14 protein-coding genes and 1 pseudogene are annotated in these 18505 nt (G+C 59.8%); 10 read left to right on the plus strand and 5 right to left on the minus strand.

Going from position 1 to position 18505, the window contains the following annotated elements:
• Window positions 1-40 precede the first annotated feature (40 nt).
• The 6 genes from dapA (at window position 41) to ypfH (ending at window position 6575) form a co-directional block, all read left to right on the plus strand.
• A complete protein-coding gene (gene dapA / locus MMW58_RS08090; protein ID WP_241723092.1) occupies window positions 41-919 on the plus strand; it encodes a 4-hydroxy-tetrahydrodipicolinate synthase in 879 nt (292 codons plus the stop codon).
• 16 nt (window positions 920-935) lie between these two features.
• On the plus strand, window positions 936-1970 hold the full coding sequence (bamC, locus tag MMW58_RS08095; protein WP_241723093.1) for an outer membrane protein assembly factor BamC: 1035 nt from the start codon (window positions 936-938) through the stop codon (window positions 1968-1970).
• 109 nt (window positions 1971-2079) lie between these two features.
• On the plus strand, window positions 2080-2793 hold the full coding sequence (gene purC / locus MMW58_RS08100; protein WP_041146677.1) for a phosphoribosylaminoimidazolesuccinocarboxamide synthase: 714 nt from the start codon (window positions 2080-2082) through the stop codon (window positions 2791-2793).
• Between the two features lie 121 nt (window positions 2794-2914).
• Window positions 2915-3787, plus strand: a complete 873-nt coding sequence (ypfJ, locus tag MMW58_RS08105) for a KPN_02809 family neutral zinc metallopeptidase (RefSeq protein ID WP_128877454.1) — start codon at window positions 2915-2917, stop codon at window positions 3785-3787.
• Window positions 3788-3799: 12 nt separating this feature from the next.
• The gene (locus MMW58_RS08110) at window positions 3800-5800 is read left to right on the plus strand and encodes a tRNA(Met) cytidine acetyltransferase TmcA (RefSeq protein WP_241723094.1); all 2001 of its coding nucleotides are present in this window, start codon (window positions 3800-3802) and stop codon (window positions 5798-5800) included.
• A gap of 76 nt (window positions 5801-5876) precedes the next feature.
• Window positions 5877-6575: an esterase gene (gene ypfH / locus MMW58_RS08115; protein WP_241723095.1), complete on the plus strand. Its 699-nt coding sequence runs from the start codon at window positions 5877-5879 to the stop codon at window positions 6573-6575.
• Between the two features lie 92 nt (window positions 6576-6667).
• Here the strand turns inward: ypfH and MMW58_RS08120 are convergent, their stop codons facing one another.
• The 3 genes from MMW58_RS08120 to MMW58_RS08130 are packed head-to-tail and all read right to left on the minus strand — an operon-like array spanning window position 6668 to window position 8406.
• Entirely contained in the window at window positions 6668-6868 is a 201-nt protein-coding gene (locus MMW58_RS08120; RefSeq protein WP_045856239.1) for a YpfN family protein, read from the minus strand.
• A 50-nt stretch (window positions 6869-6918) separates the two neighbouring features.
• A complete protein-coding gene (gene dapE, locus MMW58_RS08125) occupies window positions 6919-8046 on the minus strand; it encodes a succinyl-diaminopimelate desuccinylase (protein ID WP_041146672.1) in 1128 nt (375 codons plus the stop codon).
• A gap of 3 nt (window positions 8047-8049) precedes the next feature.
• Entirely contained in the window at window positions 8050-8406 is a 357-nt protein-coding gene (locus MMW58_RS08130) for an ArsC family reductase (protein WP_045856235.1), read from the minus strand.
• A gap of 474 nt (window positions 8407-8880) precedes the next feature.
• On the opposite strand from MMW58_RS08130, the gene ypfM reads away from it, so the two are divergent.
• Window positions 8881-8940, plus strand: coding sequence for a protein YpfM (gene ypfM, locus MMW58_RS08135; RefSeq protein ID WP_115193902.1), 60 nt, complete (start codon window positions 8881-8883; stop codon window positions 8938-8940).
• A 135-nt stretch (window positions 8941-9075) separates the two neighbouring features.
• Here ypfM and acrD read toward each other — a convergent pair whose 3' ends face one another.
• Window positions 9076-12189 (minus strand): multidrug efflux RND transporter permease AcrD, encoded by a 3114-nt coding sequence (gene acrD / locus MMW58_RS08140; RefSeq protein ID WP_133599367.1) that lies wholly within the window; start codon window positions 12187-12189, stop codon window positions 9076-9078.
• Between the two features lie 411 nt (window positions 12190-12600).
• Between acrD and aegA the strand changes: the two genes are divergently transcribed.
• The 3 genes and pseudogenes from aegA (at window position 12601) to MMW58_RS08155 (ending at window position 16351) form a co-directional block, all read left to right on the plus strand.
• Entirely contained in the window at window positions 12601-14583 is a 1983-nt protein-coding gene (aegA, locus tag MMW58_RS08145) for a formate-dependent uric acid utilization protein AegA (protein ID WP_241723096.1), read from the plus strand.
• A gap of 57 nt (window positions 14584-14640) precedes the next feature.
• A pseudogene (gene nudK / locus MMW58_RS08150) lies at window positions 14641-15238 on the plus strand (GDP-mannose pyrophosphatase NudK).
• Window positions 15239-15304: 66 nt separating this feature from the next.
• Window positions 15305-16351: a DUF1176 domain-containing protein gene (locus tag MMW58_RS08155; RefSeq protein WP_241723097.1), complete on the plus strand. Its 1047-nt coding sequence runs from the start codon at window positions 15305-15307 to the stop codon at window positions 16349-16351.
• Here MMW58_RS08155 and tkt read toward each other — a convergent pair.
• The gene (gene tkt, locus MMW58_RS08160) at window positions 16341-18335 is read right to left on the minus strand and encodes a transketolase (RefSeq protein WP_241723098.1); all 1995 of its coding nucleotides are present in this window, start codon (window positions 18333-18335) and stop codon (window positions 16341-16343) included. The two genes, MMW58_RS08155 and tkt, sit on opposite strands and share 11 nt — an antisense overlap.
• Between the last annotated feature and the right edge of the window lie 170 nt (window positions 18336-18505).

Below are 18505 nucleotides of genomic sequence, written 5' to 3' on the forward strand. Positions count from 1 at the left end.
CATTGAGAATCTTGTTGCACTTCTGCTCTGAGGATGGCCCATGTTCACGGGAAGTATTGTAGCGCTTGTCACGCCGATGGATGAAAACGGTAACGTCTGCCGGACAAGCCTGAAAAAACTGATTGATTACCATGTCGCCAGCGGAACCTCGGCGATCGTTTCGGTAGGGACTACCGGTGAGTCCGCAACGTTGAGCCATGAAGAGCATGGCGACGTTGTGATGATGACGCTTGAGCTGGCCGACGGGCGTATCCCCGTTATTGCAGGCACCGGTGCAAATGCAACCGCAGAGGCGATCAGCCTGACCCAGCGCTTCAACGACAGCGGCATCGTTGGCTGTCTGACGGTAACCCCTTATTACAACCGTCCGACCCAGGAAGGCCTGTTCCAACACTTTAAAGCCATCGCAGAACACACCGACCTGCCGCAAATCCTGTATAATGTGCCGTCCCGTACCGGTTGCGATATGCTGCCGGAAACCGTCGGTCGTCTGGCGGAAGTAAAAAATATTATCGGTATTAAGGAAGCGACGGGGAACTTAAGTCGCGTTCATCAGATCAAAGAGCTGGTTTCAGACGACTTTATTCTGCTGAGCGGCGATGATGCCACCGGAATGGACTTTATGCAGCTGAGCGGTCATGGCGTGATTTCCGTTACCGCAAACGCTGCGGCTCGTGAAATGGCGGATATGTGCCGACTGGCTCTGGCCGGTCAATTTGCCGAAGCGCGGGCGATTAACCAGCGTCTGATGCCATTGCATACAAAATTATTTGTCGAACCCAACCCTATCCCTGTGAAATGGGCATGCAAGGCGTTGGGTCTTGTGGCGACCGATACGCTGCGCCTGCCGATGACGCCGATTACCGAAGACGGTAAGAAGGCGGTAACCGCAGCGCTGAAGCATGCCGGTTTGCTGTAAAGTTTAGGGAGATTTGATGGCTTACTCAGTACAGAAGTCGCGCCTGGCGAAGGTTGCGGGTGTTTCATTGGTCCTGCTTCTTGCGGCCTGTAGTTCGGATTCGCGCTACAAGCGTCAGGTTGGCGGTGATGAGGTTTACCTGCAAGCTACGCCGCTTAGCGAGCTTCACGCGCCTGCGGGGATGATCCTGCCGGTTCAGGTTGGCGATTATAATATTCCGGTTGCGACCAGCGCCGGCGCGGTGGGTAAAGCTCTGGACATTCGTCCACCGGCCCAGCCTTTGGCCCTGGTAAACGGCGCACGCACTCAGTTTAATGGTGACACTTCGACGCTGATGGTGGAGAACGGCCGCAGCGGTTCGCTGTGGGCGCAGGTCACCAGCATCCTGCAGTCAAAAAACTACGTCATCACCAAACGTGACGATGCCAGCCAGACGCTGAACACCGACTGGGTGGAGTGGAATCGCCTCGATGAAGACCAGCAGTACCGTGGTCGCTATCAAATCTCAGTTAAACCGCAGGGCTATCAGCAGGCGGTGGTGGTGAAGCTGGTTAACCTCGAGCAGGCCGGGAAACCGGTATCCGATCCGGCATCGCTGCAGCGCTACAGCACCTCTATGCTGAACGTCATTTCCGAAGGTCTGGACATGAACGCCACCAGCGCGCAGAACGCGGCGCAGAAAAACGCCGGCGCGACCTTCGACGTGCAGAGCGCTGCCGACGATACCGGTCTGCCGATGCTGGTTGTCCGCGCACCGTTTAACCTCGTGTGGCAGCGTCTGCCGGGCGCGCTGGAAAAAGCGGGCATGAAGGTGACCGACAGCACGCGTTCTCAGGGCAGCATGGCGCTGACCTACAAGCCGCTGTCTGACAGCAGCTGGCAGGAGCTGGGTGCCCACGATCCGCAGCTGGTTTCAGGTGACTACAAGCTGCAGGTCGGCGACCTTGATAACCGCAGCAGCCTGCAGTTCATCGACCCGAAAGGTCATACGCTGACCCAGTCGCAGAACGACGCGCTGGTTGCCGTATTCCAGGCCGCATTCGGTAAGTAATAAACAGGGCTGGAGCAATCCAGCCCTTTTTTCTGTATAGTGACGCAAACGTGTGCGTCAGCACAGAAACGCCTTTTTTATCGTCTATATCTTCACTGGAGTGACAAAGATGAACAAGCAAGCTGAGTTGTATCGTGGTAAAGCGAAAACCGTTTACAGCACCGAGAACCCGGACCTGCTGATACTCGAGTTCCGTAACGATACTTCAGCAGGGGATGGCGCGCGCATCGAACAGTTCGACCGTAAGGGGATGGTGAATAACAAGTTCAACCATTTCATTATGAGCAAGCTGGAAGAAGCCGGCATTCCGACCCAGATGGAAGCGCTACTTTCTGACACCGAGTGTCTGGTGAAAAAGCTGGAGATGGTTCCGGTTGAGTGCGTAGTCCGCAACCGTGCGGCCGGCTCTCTGGTTAAGCGTCTGGGCATCGAAGAAGGTATTGAGCTGAATCCGCCGCTGTTTGACCTGTTCCTGAAAAATGATGCGATGCACGACCCGATGGTCAACGAGTCCTACTGCGAAACCTTCGGCTGGGTGAATAAAAAGAATCTGGCCCGCATGCAGGAGCTGACCTTCAAAGCGAACGACGTGCTGAAAAAGCTGTTTGACGACGCGGGCCTGATCCTCGTTGACTTCAAGCTGGAGTTTGGTCTGTTTAACGGCGAAGTGGTGCTGGGCGACGAGTTCTCGCCGGACGGCAGCCGTCTGTGGGATAAAAATACCCTCGACAAAATGGACAAAGACCGCTTCCGTCAGAGCCTCGGCGGCCTGATCGAGGCCTACGAAGAAGTGGCCCATCGTCTTGGCGTTAAGCTCGACTAATCCTCCTTTCGCCAGAAGGTAGCTCTATCTTCTGGCGCTCTTCTTGTTGTTTCCAGTGGTAATCCTGCGCCGAACCGCCTACGATCTCTCATATTCGAGAACTTGATGAATTGAGGTGCCTATGCGCTGGCAAGGGCGTCGCGAAAGCGACAATGTAGAAGATCGACGTAATGATTCCGGTTCCCCCCTCGGCGGCGGCGGTGGTGGTTTCCGTCTTCCCAGCGGGAAAGGCGGTATCGTTCTGCTGATTATCGTGCTGGTTGCCGGCTATTACGGCGTGGATTTGACCGGCATGCTGACCGGAGAGCCGGTTTCACAGCAGCAAACCACCACTCAACGCTCCATCAGCCCGCAGGAAGAGCAGGCCGCGAAGTTCACTAAGGTGATCCTTGCGGATACCGAAGACACCTGGGGCGCCATCTTCCAAAAAATGGGCCGTCAGTACCCGCAGCCGAAGCTGGTGCTCTATCGCGGCGCGACGCGGACCGGCTGCGGTACCGGCCAGTCGGTGATGGGGCCGTTCTACTGCCCGGCCGATAGCACGGTCTACATCGACCTCTCGTTCTACGATGAGATGAAAAGCAAGCTCGGCGCGGACGGAGATTTTGCTCAGGCCTACGTGATTGCGCACGAGGTTGGGCATCACGTGCAGAAGCTGCTGGGCATTGAATCCAAAGTGCGCCAGCTGCAGCAGAACGCGTCGCAGGCTGAAGTTAACCGCCTGTCGGTGAAAATGGAGCTGCAGGCCGACTGTTTTGCCGGCGTCTGGGGCCACAGCATGCAGAATCAGGACGTGATGGAAACCGGGGATCTGCAGGAGGCGCTGAATGCCGCAGAGGCTATTGGTGACGACCGCCTCCAGCAGCAAAGCCAGGGGCGGGTTGTCCCGGACAGCTTTACCCACGGCACTTCGCAGCAGCGCTATACCTGGTTTAAACGCGGTTTTGACAGCGGAGATCCGGCGCAGTGCAATACGTTTGGTAATGCGCTCTGACCGCTACCGTAGATGGACGAAATCCTTAACCTGACGGCCCGGATGGCGCAGCAGGGCATTCGTCGCCTGCTGGTGCTCAGCGGCGACGAAGCGTGGTGCCTGCAGCAGGCGCTGGCGCTGCGTGAACGGCTGGCCGGGGACGGTCTGTGGATCTCCCCCCAGCCGATGCCGGCGCCCTCGGGTTCTCCCGGCGCCCTGAAGTCTCTGCTCGGACGCGAATACCAGCACGCTTTCTTTGACGCCCGCAGCGGCTTCGACGTGGCGGCGTTTGCCGCCCTTTGCGGCACGCTGCGCGCCGGAAGCTGGCTGGTGCTGCTGACCCCTCCTTTTGCACGCTGGCCGACGCAGCCGGACGCGGATTCGCTGCGCTGGAGCGATGCCCCGGACCCTATCCCAACCCCCAACTTTGTGCAGCGCTTTTGCCGGCGGATCGCAGCGGCTAAAGAGGCGCTGGTCTGGCGGCAGGGTGAGGCGCCGCGCCTGCCGGATGCCGCGCCTCGGCCCCTGTGGCATCCCGCTGACGGCCGCCCGCAGGCGGAACAGGCGGCTATCCTTGCCGAGCTGGCCGCTCTCCCTCCCGGTATTGCCGCGGTGACCGCCGAACGCGGGCGGGGGAAATCGGCGCTGGCGGGGATGCTGATCCGACAGCTGGGAGGCGATGCGATCGTGACCGCGCCCGCCCGCGGCGCCACGGACGTTATCGCCGCGTTTGCCGGGGAAGATTTTCGCTTTATAGCCCCCGACGCGCTGCTGGCGTCCGAGGTTAACGCCTCGTGGCTGATCGTTGACGAAGCAGCCGCCATTCCCGGGCCGCTGCTGCGTCGGCTGGTGGCGCGCTTCCCGCGCACGCTGCTGACCACTACCGTGCAGGGATATGAAGGGACCGGCCGCGGCTTTCTGCTTAAGTTTTGCGCAGGCTTCGCACAGCTGCGCCAGTTTAGCCTCTCTGCGCCCGTTCGCTGGGCGCCGGGCTGCCCGCTGGAGGCGCTGGTGAGCGAGCTGCTGCTGTTTGGGGATGAGGCCTTTAGGCATCCACCGCTGGGTCAGGTGACGCTGGAAACGGTATATCAGGCCAGCTGGCAGCGGCAGCCGGCCCTGCCGGAGGCGATGTATCAGCTCCTTTCCGGCGCCCACTATCGCACCTCCCCGCTGGATCTCCGCCGGATGATGGACGCTCCCGGGCAGCGGTTTATCTGCGCGCGCGCCGGGAGCCACGTTGCCGGGGCGCTGTGGCAGGTGGAGGAGGGCGGTCTTACCCCGGCCCTCAGTCAGGCGGTGTGGGCGGGATACCGCCGCCCGCGCGGCAATCTGGTGGCCCAGTCGCTGGCGGCGCACGGCGGCACTCCGCTGGCCGCTACGCTGGTGGCGCGACGAATTGGCCGCATTGCCGTGCATCCGTCGCGCCAGCGCGAAGGGTTAGGCCAGGCGCTGGTGGCGAAGGCCGTGGCCGAGGCGCAGGGGCTTGATTACCTCTCGGTGAGCTTCGGCTATACCGCCGAGCTCTGGCGCTTCTGGCAGCGCTGCGGTTTTACCCTGGTGCGTCTCGGTACCCACCGTGAAGCGAGCAGCGGCTGCTATACGGCGATGGCGCTGTATCCGTTAACGCCTGCGGGCCACCGCTTACGCCAGCAGGAGCTGGCGCGGCTGCAGCGCGACGAGTACTGGCTGCGCGAATGGCGGGAAGAGGCGCTGCCGCTGCCGGTTGTCGAGGCTGCTATGCTGACGGAAGAGGACTGGCTCGAGGCCGCCGGATTCGCCTTTGCCCACCGCCCGCTGCAGGCGACGATTGGCTGTCTGAACCGCCTGCTGCTGCGGGTCGATCTGGCGCTTCCGGCCCTGCGCGCCCGCCTGCGGCAGCAGGATGAGGGCGAGCTTTGCGCTTCGCTGCGGCTGGCCGGGCGTAAAGCTTTGCTGGCAAGGCTACGCGAGGAGGCGGGGCAGGCGCTGTTGAACCTGGACGCGGCCCGCGCCGATGCGCTGCGCCAGCGGGTTGAGCAACTGCAATTTTTTTAACTAACTCATTCAGTTAAATGTCATGGTCATATTTTATCTGCGGCGTAAACTGCCCGCGTAGACTAAGGAGAAAGCCATGAAACACGATCACTTTATTGTTCAAAGCCCCGTGACACCTGCCCAACAGCTGCTGTTGCTGTTTCATGGCGTCGGTGATAATCCGGTTTCAATGGGGCAAATCGGCAGCCTGTTCGCGCCGCAGTTTCCGGATGCGTTAATCGTCAGCATCGGCGGCGCCGAGCCGTGCGGCCCGGCTCCCGGCCGTCAGTGGTTCTCCGTGCAGGGGGTGACCGAGGACAACCGGCAGGCGCGCATTGACGCCATCATGCCGACCTTTATTGAGACGGTGCGCTACTGGCAGAAGCAGAGCGGCGTTTCCGCACTGGCAACGGCGCTGATTGGCTTCTCGCAGGGGGCGATTATGTCGCTGGAAAGCATCAAGGCCGAACCGGGGCTGGCCTCGCGGGTTATCGCCTTTAACGGACGATACGCCACGCTGCCGCGGTCGGCGACCACGGCGACTACCGTGCACCTGATCCACGGCGGCGAGGATCGGGTTATCGATCTGGCGTGGGCCGTCTCCGCCCAGGAGGCGCTGGTGCAGGCCGGCGGCGACGTGACGCTGGATATCGTTGAGGATTTGGGGCACGCGATCGACGATCGCAGCATGCAGTTTGCGCTCGAACGCCTGCGCTATACAGTGCCGAAGCACTATTTTGACGAAGCGTTAAGCGGCAGCACGCCGAAAGATGACGATATTATCGAACTGCTGTAATCAGGCGGTATCCTGCCCGGATAAGGCGCATAGCGCCGCTATCCGGGAGATTCCCCGGCGACGTGACGTTCACCGGGGAGAGGGCATAGATCCTACTTCTTCGACTGGTCGTTCTTCGGCCAGTCGTCGTCATCATCCCACTTATCGTTGCAGTCACGATGAGGGGGAAGGTCCGGCTTGTTGGCGAGAAATTTTTTGTGGTCGACGCGATTAAGGTCCTTAATCACGTTAATCATGACGCCCACCAAAAAAACTAACACCAGAACCCACCAGTATTTACTTAGCCATTCCATGCTGCTTCCTCTTTTATACCCGTCATCGTTCAGGGCATCTGTCGATGTTGTCAGGCGACCAGTTGTTCCATGATCCGTTGATACATCCGCGCCAGCAGCTGCAGGTCGGCAGCGTTCACGCACTCGTTAATTTTGTGGATCGTGGCATTCACCGGTCCCAGCTCAACCACCTGTGCGCCCATGCGAGCGATAAACCGCCCGTCGGAGGTGCCGCCGTTGGTCAACAGCTGCGGCTTGATCTCATTATAGTGCTCAATGGCATTCACCACCGCTTCAACCAGCTTACCGCGGCCGGTCAGGAACGGCTGGCCGGAGAGCCACCAGTCAAGGGAGTAGCGCAGCTGATATTTTTCCAGCAGCGCGACAACCCGGGCTTTGATCATCTCGTCGGTCAGCTCGGTGCTGAAGCGGAAGTTGAACTGCACGAACATGTCGCCCGGAATCACATTATTGCTGCCGGTGCCTGCCTTGACGTTGGCAATCTGCATGCTGGTCGGCGGGAAGAATTCGTTGCCTTTATCCCATTCGATTCCCACCAGTTCGGTGAGCATCGGCGCGGCGCGGTGCACCGGGTTATCCGCCAGATGGGGATAGGCGACGTGGCCCTGCACGCCGTGGATGGTTAAATTGCAGGTTAACGAGCCGCGGCGGCCGTTCTTCACCACGTCCCCGACCACTTCGGTGCTGGAGGGTTCGCCCACCAGGCAATAGTCGAGGCGCTCCTTGCGGGCCATCAGGGCTTCGACGACTTTCACCGTGCCGTTGTGGGCGCTGGCTTCTTCATCGGAGGTGATCAAAAAGGCCAGCCGACCTTTATGGTTCGGATACTGGGCGACGAAGCGCTCGGCGGCCACTACCATCGCCGCCAGCGAGCCCTTCATGTCCGCCGCGCCGCGGCCAAACAGCATGCCGTCGCGAATAGTCGGTTCAAACGGTGGGTTAATCCACCGGTCGGCGTCGCCCGCCGGGACAACGTCGGTATGACCGGCGAAGGCCAGGGTTTCACCGCGTCCGCGCCAGGCCCAGAAATTTTGGGTATCGCCGAAATCCATCGGTTCAACGGTAAAACCAATCGCCCGCAGACGTTCAATCATTAACGCCTGACATCCCGCATCATCGGGGCTGAGGGAAGGGCGGCGAATAAGCTGCTGAGCCAGCTCAATGACCGGGCAAGACATAGACTATACCTCGTTAACAAGCTTCTTATAAGTGAGTTCACTGAAGCCCAGCAGCATAGGCTGACCGGGCGCGCAGAGCAATGGGCGTTTGATGATTGCCGGCATTTCGAGCATCAGCCCGGCGGCGGCATCGGCGTTATCGATGCGGGCGCGAACCGATTCATCCAGCTTACGCCAGGTGGTGCCGCGGGTGTTGAGCAGGGCTTCCCAACCCAGTTCAGCAATAAACGTATCTAATAATTCACGCTCCAGCCCATCGACGCGATAATCATGGAAGCGGTATTCAATCTGGTTAGCTTCCAGCCAGCGGCGGGCCTTTTTAACGGTGTCGCAGTTTTTTATCCCGTACATGGTCAGCATAATGAAACCTTTTTCATTCAATTAAGCGCGGAACGCAGATTTTTCCGAATATACTCGCGACGCACCCGGCGGCCTGTCCGTTAGCATCCTGAAACTTGAGTTATTTCGGGGATATATAAGCCGATAGGGAATAATACGTTAATCGGTTTAATAAATGTAATTTTTTGCCGGGAATATATAACCATGCTTATATGTTGGTTAAATATTCATCTCTTGCCACAGGATTGTGACGGCGCTCGCGTGCTGAAATCCTGGTCCTTTCTGCCGTAGACGGTCAACCCATAAGAACGAGCCTAATGTTGCAAAATGTTGCTGTCTATCACATTAAATTGACGGTGGCAGGGCCATAGTAACGGCAAATCAGCGATAGCTATCCTGACAGTGGCCATCAGGCAATCAAAGCAATAGGGGCAGGCGACTTCCCATTACTGATGAATTTACATAAAATCACCCATAATAATAAGAGAGGCTATTATGATTGATCATGAACTAGGGAACTGGAAAGATTTTATCGAAGGCATGCTTCGTAAATAAATTCCGCAATGTGAGCAGGGTAATCTGACTGCGAAAATAACGCTGCAGTGGATCTGAACACATAAAAAAGGCGACCCCTGTGGTCGCCTTTTTTGTTATTCCATCGCCACGAGAGATCCTCGCGATGGACGCAGGTTATTGCGGCCGCTCTTTCAGCGGGAAGCGGCGACGCACCAGCACAAAGAACAGCGGTACGAAGAAAATAGCGAGAATGGTGGCGGAGATCATGCCGCCCATCACCCCGGTACCGACCGCGTGCTGGCTACCCGAACCCGCGCCGGTGCTGGTCGCCATCGGCAGCACGCCGAAAATAAAGGCCAGCGAGGTCATCAGAATCGGCCGCAGGCGCTGACGGCAGGCCGAAAGCGTCGCAACCAGCAGATCCTCGCCTTTTTCATTGAGCTCGTTGGCAAACTCGACGATCAGGATGGCGTTCTTTGCCGACAGGCCGATAACCGTCAGCAGCCCGACCTGGAAGTAAACATCGTTCTCAAGACCGCGCATCCAGGTTGCCAGCAGGGCGCCGATGACTCCCAGCGGCACCACCAGCATCACGGAGAACGGAACCGACCAGCTCTCATACAGCGCCGCCAGGCACAGGAAGACCACCAGCAGGGAGATCGCGTACAGCGCCGGGGCCTGGGCGCCGGATAAGCGCTCCTGGTAGGACATCGCCGTCCACTCGAGGCCGAAGCCGTTCGGCAGCTGCTGCGCCAGCTCTTCCATAATCGTCATCGCCGTACCGGTACTGACGCCCGGTGCGGCTTCGCCGACGATTTCGACCGCCGAGTAGCCGTTATAGCGTTCCAGGCGCGGCGAGCCGGTTTCCCAGCGCGAGCTGGCAAAGGCCGAGAAGGGAACCATCGTGCCGCTGCTGTTGCGCACGTACCACTGATTGATGTCGTCCGGCAGCATGCGATATTTTGCCGCCGCCTGGACGTAGACTTTTTTCACGCGGCCGCGATCCATAAAGTCGTTCACGTAGCTCGAGCCCCAGGCGGTTTGCAGCGTATCGTTGATGTCATCTATCGATATCCCCAGCGCCTGCGCCTTGCGCTGATCGATATCCACCTGCAGCTGCGGGCTATCGTCAAGGCCGTTGTGGCGCACGCGGGTCAGCTGAGGATTGTTGGCGGCCAGCTCCAGCAGGGAGTCGCGGGCGGCCATCAGCGCGTCGTGGCCGTTGCCGGCGTGGTCCTCAAGCTCCATATCGAAGCCGGCGGAGCTGCCCAGCCCGCTGATGGCCGGAGGGCTGCTGGCAAAGACGCGCGCCTCTTTAATCTTGTTAAAGGCTTTGGTTGCCCGTTCGATAATGGCAAAGGCGGAGCCGCTGGTGGGGTCCCTCTGGTCCCAGTCCTTCAGGCGTACGAACATTCGCGCCACGTTCTGGCCGTTGCCGCCCGGGCCGGAGCCGATGGTGGCGAACACCGATTCGACGTTGGTCTTCTCGTTCTTAAGGAAGTAGTCTTCGGCCTCCTGCACCACCTTCAGCGTCTGCTGCTGCGTAGAGCCGGCGGGCAGCTGCACCGAGGTGGTGAACATCCCGCGATCTTCCTGCGGCAGGAACGAGGTCGGCAGGTGCATAAACAGGAACACCATCCCTCCCAGCAGCAGGACGTAGATCATTATCCAGCGCAGCGAACGGTGCAGAATTTTCCCGACCGATGATTCGTAGCGGCTGGCGTTGCGGTCAAACATGCGGTTAAACCAGCCAAAGAAGCCTTTCTGACCGTGCAGTTCGCCTTTCTGAATCGGCTTGAGCAGGGTGGCGCACAGCGCCGGGGTGAGGATCATCGCCACCAGAACCGACAGCACCATCGCGGACACAATGGTGATTGAGAACTGACGGTAAATGGCGCCGGTGGTGCCGCCGAAGAAGGCCATCGGGATAAACACCGCCGACAGCACCATGGCGATACCCACCAGCGCGCCCTGGATTTGACCCATCGATTTGCGGGTCGCCTCCCGGGGCGAAAGTCCCTCCTCGCTCATGATACGTTCGACGTTCTCCACCACCACGATGGCGTCATCCACCAGCAGGCCGATCGCCAGCACCATGGCAAACATCGTCAGGGTGTTGATGCTGTAGCCGCAGGTATAGAGCACCGCGAAGGTGCCCATTAAGACGACCGGGACGGCAATGGTCGGGATCAGGGTGGCGCGGAAGTTTTGCAGGAACAGGTACATCACCAGGAACACCAGGGCGATCGCTTCAATCAGCGTTTTCACCACGTCGGTAATCGACGCCTTAACGAACGAGGTGGTCTCGTAGGCGATTTTATACTCCAGGCCGTGGGGGAAATATTGAGAAAGCTCGTTCAGGCGAGTGATGACCCGCTCGGCGGTGGCCATTTCGTTGGCGCCGGAGGCGAGCTTAATACCCAGCCCTGATGCCGCCTGGCGGTTATAGCGGCTGAGGTAATCGTACTTTTCGGCCCCCATCTCAACGCTGGCAACGTCGCCGAGCGTCACTTCCGAGCCATCCTGATTAACGCGCAGCGTAATATCGCGGAACTGATCCGGCGTCTGCAGCAGCGACTGGGCGTTGATGGTGGCGTTAAGCGCCTGCTTATCAACCGACGGCGTGCCGCCCAGCTGGCCTACGGCAATCTGGGCGTTCTGCGATTCGATGGCGTCGGTGACGTCTTTCGCCGTCATCTGGTAGCTGTTGAGCTTCGCCGGATCGAGCCAGATACGCATTGAGTACTGGGAGCCATAGGCATCGATATCGCCGACGCCGTTGACGCGGCTTAGGGGGTCCTGGACGTTACTGGCGACGTAGTCGGCAATATCCTGCTTGTCCATGCTGCCGTCGGTGGAGACAAAAGCGAGGGTCAGAATGTTGGTATCACCGGTCTTACGCACCGTGACGCCCTGATTCTGCACCGCCTGCGGCAGCTTACGCATCGCCGACTGCAGCTGGTTTTGCACCTGCTGCACCGCTTCATCGGGGTCGGTTCCGGCGGTAAAGCTCAGGGTGACCGTCGCCTGGCCGGTGGCGCTGCTCTGAGATGACATGTACATCAGGTTATCGAGGCCGGTCATATTCTGCTCGATAACCTGGGTGACGGTATTCTCCAGCGTTTGCGCGGAGGCGCCGGGGTAGTTGGCGGTGATCCTCACGTTCGGCGGCGCCAGCTCGGGATATTGCTCAACGGGAAGCGATAAAATCGCGAGCGTTCCGGTCAGGCATAAAAGAATAGCCAGTACCCACGCAAAAATGGGGCGATCGATAAAGAAATTCGCCATCAGAATTAGGACCTCATTTTGTACATTTTTTGTTATTGCACAGCTTGTGACACTCTAGCGGTAAGCCTGCAGGCAATCGTGGAGAAATTAAGGAGATAGTGTAATTTATCGTGTGCCTTTTACGGCATGGTAAAGAAGTGTCCTGCCCCTTTACTGAAGGTCGCTTCATGGCGTTACCCTTTCGCAATTGCTGCCGGAAGTAAACATGTTTTATCGCTTTTATGCCGGGCCTGAGCCTCTGTTAAGTAAGTAAAACATCATTTCATTTAAGTCAAAAAAATTGATCCAAAACGGATTATCGCCAGATAAGCGCTATCCTGGGCAAATGAACATTGTTTCCGTCCCACCTTGTCGGGTAATTAATAGCTATGCTAACCGCATGGTTATTTACCGGGAAGACGGAAGGATGCCATGAACCACTTTATTTTGAGCGATAGTCACAAATGCATCGGATGCCGGGCCTGCGAAGTGGCCTGCGTCATGGCGCATAACGATGAGCAGCACGTCCTGACCGAACGGCGTTTTTTGCCACGGATTGTGCTCATCAAAGGCGAGCAAAAATGTAACCCCATAACGTGTCACCATTGTGAAGGCGCGCCCTGCGCCCGCAGCTGTCCGAACGGCGCGATAAGTCGGGTTGACGGTAGCGTACAGGTGCGCCAGGAAAAATGTATCGGCTGTAAATCCTGCATGGTGGCCTGCCCGTTTGGGGTAATGCAAATCGTGCTTACGCCGCTGGCGGCGGGAAAAGTAAAGGCCACCGCGCACAAGTGCGATCTGTGTCGAGAGCGCGAAGCGGGTCCGGCCTGCGTGCAAAACTGTCCGGCTCAGGCGCTGCAGCTGGCCGATGAAGAGACGCTGCTCGGCCTGGCGAAACGACGACGCCTGCGGGCGGCCCGCATGGAGGCGCAGCCGTGGCACAGCCATCCTGCAGACCTCATGCCGGCAGAGCGTAATGAGAAGGTCGAGCAGATGGCGGCAACGCCGCCGCGCGCGGAGGCCGAGAGGCTCGCGCCGGCGCTGCGTAAAACGCATTTTTCTGAAATCTACCTGCCGCTTTCTGCGGCCCACGCGCAGCAGGAGGCTCAGCGCTGCCTGAAGTGCGGCGAGCACAGCATCTGCGAATGGACCTGCCCGCTGCACAACCACATCCCGCAGTGGATTGAAAAGGTTAAGGCCGGGGATATCGCCGCCGCCGTTGAGCTTTCCCACCAGACCAACTGCCTGCCGGAAATCACCGGCCGCGTCTGTCCGCAGGATCGCCTGTGCGAGGGGGCCTGCACGCTGCATGATGAACATGGTGCGGTCACCATCGGCAATATCGAACGCTATATTTCGGACCAGGCGCTGGCGGGCGGCTGGCGGCCGGATCTGTCGCGGGTGGTTGCCAGCGGCAAAAAGGTGGCGATTGTCGGCGCCGGCCCGGCCGGCCTCGCCTGCGCGGACCTGCTGGTACGTAACGGCGTGCAGCCGGTGGTGTTTGACCGGCACCCGGAAATCGGCGGCCTGCTCACCTTCGGTATTCCCGCCTTTAAGCTGGACAAATCGCTGCTCTCCCGGCGGCGGGAGATCTTTAGCGCAATGGGCGTGCGCTTTGAGCTGAACTGCGAGGTGGGCAAAGATCTTCCCCTCAACGCGCTGCTGGACGACTACGACGCGGTGTTTATCGGCGCCGGGACCTATCGCTCGATGAAGGCTGATTTGCCGAATGAGGAGGCTCCCGGGGTGTACGACGCGCTGCCGTTTCTGATTGCCAACACTAAGCAGGTGATGGGGCTGAGCGAGCTGGCGACGGAGCCCTATATCGATACCCACGGGCTGGAGGTGGTGGTGCTGGGCGGCGGCGATACGGCGATGGACTGCGTGCGCACCGCGCTGCGTCAGGGCGCGAAGCGGGTCACCTGCGCCTATCGCCGGGACGAGGCCAATATGCCGGGGTCGAAAAAAGAGGTCAAAAATGCCCGCGAAGAGGGGGCGGTATTTGAATTCAACGTTCAGCCGGTGACCCTGGAGCTGGATGCTAACGGCCGGGTCAACGGGGTGCGCTTCCTGCGAACCCGGCTCGGCGAACCGGACGCGCAGGGGCGCCGCGTGCCGTCGCCGATTGCGGGCAGCGAATTCGTGATGCCGGCGGATGCGGTGATTATGGCCTTTGGCTTTCACCCGCACGGCATGCCGTGGCTGGAGTCCGTCGGCGTGCAGCTGGACGGCCGCGGGCGGATCCGAGCGCACGTTGAAAGCCGCTACCGCTATCAGACCAGCCATCCGCAGATTTTCGCCGGCGGGGATGCGGTTCGCGGAGCCGACCTGGTGGTGACGGCGATGGCGGAGGGCCGCCATGCCGCGCGGGGGATCGTCGATTTCCTCGGTCTAAAATCGATTCCGCCCTGCTAACGACAAAGCGCGATCCGCGGCGTAGTATGACTGCGTCATTCTCTGCTGCGGGGCCGTATGCCACTCAATATCAACGTCATTAAAGATAAAATCCTCTCTGAAAACTGGTTCGTTTTGCGCAACATGACCTACGAGCTGACGCGCGGCGACGGCAGCGTGGTGCGACACAAGCGCGAGGTTTACGATCGCGGCAACGGCGCAACGGTTCTGCTCTACAACCGGCGCAAGCAAAGCGTGGTGCTGGTGCGCCAGTTCCGCGTCGCCACCTGGGTGAACGGTAACGAAGACGGCATGCTCATCGAGACCTGCGCCGGGCTGCTGGATAACGACGAGCCGGAAGCCTGCATTCGCAAAGAGGCGATCGAGGAGACCGGCTACGAGGTGGGTGAGGTTCGCAAGCTGTTCGAACTGTATATGTCTCCCGGCGGCGTCACCGAGCTTATCCATTTCTTTATCGCCGAATACAGCGATGCTCAGCGCAAAAACGGCGGCGGCGGGGTGGATGATGAGGAGATTGAGGTCCTGGAGCTGCCATTCAGCCAGGCGCTTGCGATGGTGGCCGGCGGCGAGATCCGCGACGGAAAAGCGGTTATCCTGCTGCAATATTTGCACGCTTCGGGGCTGATGGCCGGGGATCTCTGATAAATCCGATTGAGTAAAGGCGTATCGCTGGGGAAGATAGCGGCTGTTTTTCGCGCTATCTTCCGGGGTTGTACCACGCATGTTTTATCGGCTTATCTTGATTCTGCTTTTCGGCCTGTTCCCCGCCTCGCGGACGTGGGCGGTGCCGGTGCAGCAGACGTTCAGCGACTGGCTGGTGACCTGTAATAATCAAAACTTCTGCGTAACCCGCAACGTCGGGCTGCACTATGGCCTGGTGATGACCCTCAGCCGCAGCGCCGGTGCGGCAACCGATGCCAGCCTGCGCATTGAGCTGGGCGGGGTCGGTAATCCGGTCGCGGCGCTGGCACCGATCGGCCCTCGTCTGCTGCTGGACGGTAAACCTCTGGCGCTGGTGGATAAGCGCTGGCAGGTTGCCGACAAGCTGCTTAAAACCGGCGATAGTGCCACCATCGACGCTTTTCTCCAGCAGGTGCAGGAAGGACAGGCGATAAGCCTGGTGGACGGCCTGCAGACCATTTCTTTGCAGGGCCTGAAGGCGGCGCTGCTGTTTATCGACAGCCGCCAGAAGCGGGTCGGCAGCGAAACGGCGTGGATTGGCAAAGGCGAAGAGCCGCCGCTCAGCGTCCCGCCGGCGCCGGCGCTGCGCACGGTGGCGAAAGTCGACGTATCGCAATCGCCGCTGAGCCGCGATGAGCTGAATGACCTCATGGACTATGGCAACGAGCGCATGAGCAACAGCGCATGCTCGCTGGATCCCTCCCTGCGGGAAGTGCGGGTTACCGCGCTGACCGATGAGAAGGTATTGCTGATGTTCAGCTGCGAAGCGGGGGCCTACAACACCGTATGGCTGGCGTGGTTGATTTCGCGCCAGCAGCCGTACGTCGCGCGTCCGCTGCGCCTGACCCTGCCTTTCCAGCCGCCCGGCGGCGCAGGGCGCGAAATTGAGCTGATGAATGCCAGCATCGACGAACAGCGCCACGAGCTGGTGACCCTTGAGAAGGGGCGCGGCCCGGGGGATTGCGGCACCCAGACCCGCTGGCGGTATGACGGCCAGCGGTTTAGCCTGGTGCGCTTTGCTCAGCAGCCGCAGTGCGATAACTGGCAGAGGCCAGACGCCTGGCCTACGCTGTGGATCACCCGTTAAGCAGCCCTTCAGCGGTGCTGACGATATTTTCGACGGTAAAGCCAAAGAACGGGAACAGTTTATCCGCCGGCGCCGATTCGCCGTAGCTTCTCATGCCGACAATGGCCCCCTTCAGGCCGACGTATTTATACCAGTAGTCGGCAATCCCGGCCTCAACGGCAATGCGGGCGCTGACGTCAGACGGCAGCACGGATTCCCGGTATGCCTCATCCTGGGCATCAAACACGTCGGTTGACGGCAGCGACACCACCCGCACGTTGACCCCTTTCGCCAGCAGCTTCGCCGCCGCCAGGGCGGTGATCTCTATCTCCGAGCCGGTGGCTATCAGGATCAGATCCGGCTTGCCTCCGGCATCTTTCAGCACGTAGCCGCCGCGCGCAATATCGTCCACCTGCTGCGGCGTGCGCGCCATCTGCGCCAGGTTCTGGCGCGACAGGATCAGCGCGGTTGGGCCGGTCTGCCGCTCGATGGCCGCCCGCCAGGCGACTGCGGTTTCTACCTGATCGCAGGGGCGCCAGGTGCTGAAGTTGGGCGTCAGCCGCAGGCTGGCCAGCTGCTCAACCGCCTGGTGAGTGGGGCCATCCTCCCCCAAACCAATGGAGTCATGGGTGTAAACCATGATCTGCCTGGCCTTCATCAGCGCGGCCATGCGCGCCGCGTTGCGGGCGTATTCCACGAACATCAGGAAGGTTGAGGTGTAGGGAATGAATCCGCCGTGCAGGGCAATGCCGTTGGCGATGGCGGTCATGCCAAACTCGCGGACGCCGTAGTGGATATAGTTGCCGGCAGGATCGTCCTTAATAGAGGTCGATCCGGACCAGATGGTCAGGTTGCTGGGCGCCAGATCCGCCGAGCCGCCGAGCAGCTCCGGCAGCGCGGGCCCGTAGGCGTTAAGCGCATTCTGTGAGGCCTTGCGGCTGGCGATTTTTTCCGGGCTGGCCTGCAGCTTCGCGATATAGCCGCGGACGATCTCGCTCCAGCTTTCAGGCAGATCGCCGCTCATCCGCCGCGTAAGTTCGTCCGCCAGCTCTGGGTACGCCTGTCGATAGGCGGCGAATTTGTCGTTCCACGCGCGTTCTGCTTTTTCACCGCGCGGCCGGGCATCCCACTTTTGATAGATCTCTTTTGGGATCTCGAACGGCGGATATTTCCAGCCCAGCTTCTCGCGGGCTAAGGCGACCTCTTTTTCCCCGAGCGCCGCGCCGTGCGCCTCTTCGGAGCCGGCTTTATTGGGGGAGCCGAAGCCGATGACGGTGCGGCAGATAATCAGCGACGGCTTATCTTTGACGCTTTGCGCCTCGCGAATTGCCTGCTCAATCGCCTGCGGGTCGTGGCCGTCGATATCGCCGATCACGTGCCAGCGATAGGCCCTGAAGCGTTCGGCGGTATCGTCGGTGAACCAACCCTCAACGTGGCCGTCGATAGAGATGCCGTTATGGTCATAGAAGCCGATAAGCTTGCCCAGCCCGAGGGTTCCCGCCAGCGAGCTGGCCTCGTGCGAAACCCCCTCCATCAGGCAGCCGTCGCCCATAAAAATCCAGGTGTGGTGATCGACTATCTCATGTCCCGGGCGGTTGAACTGCGCCGCCAGCGTGCGTTCCGCAATCGCCATCCCGACCGCGTTCGCCAGGCCCTGACCGAGCGGGCCGGTGGTGGTCTCTACGCCTGGGGTGTAGCCATGCTCCGGGTGGCCGGGGGTTTTAGAGTGCAGCTGGCGGAAGTTTTTGAGCTCTTCCATCGGCAGGTCGTAGCCGGTCAGATGCAGGAGGCTGTAGAGCAGCATCGAGGCGTGGCCGTTGGACAGCACAAAGCGGTCGCGATCGTACCAGTGCGGGTTCTCCGGGTTGTGCTGGAGGAAGTCATTCCACAGGACTTCGGCGATATCCGCCATGCCCATCGGGGCGCCGGGATGGCCGGAATTGGCTTTCTGAACTGCGTCCATGCTGAGGGCGCGAATCGCGTTGGCAAGTTCTCTTCGGGACATAATGTACTCCTGAAACAATATGTTGCATGAGTTTTTTGTGATGAATGGTAGCGGAAGTTTTAGGGTGAATAACTAAAAAGCATAGCAGACAGGGCTATCATTGCCTGCGAAACTAGGTTACAAAAATGTTATAAATCGATAACAAATATACCTTTGTGATGGCGAGAGTT

Origin of the sequence: Klebsiella sp. HC6 (genome assembly GCF_022605325.1) — a bacterium.
GTDB classification, from domain to species: Bacteria; Pseudomonadota; Gammaproteobacteria; order Enterobacterales; family Enterobacteriaceae; genus Klebsiella; species Klebsiella terrigena.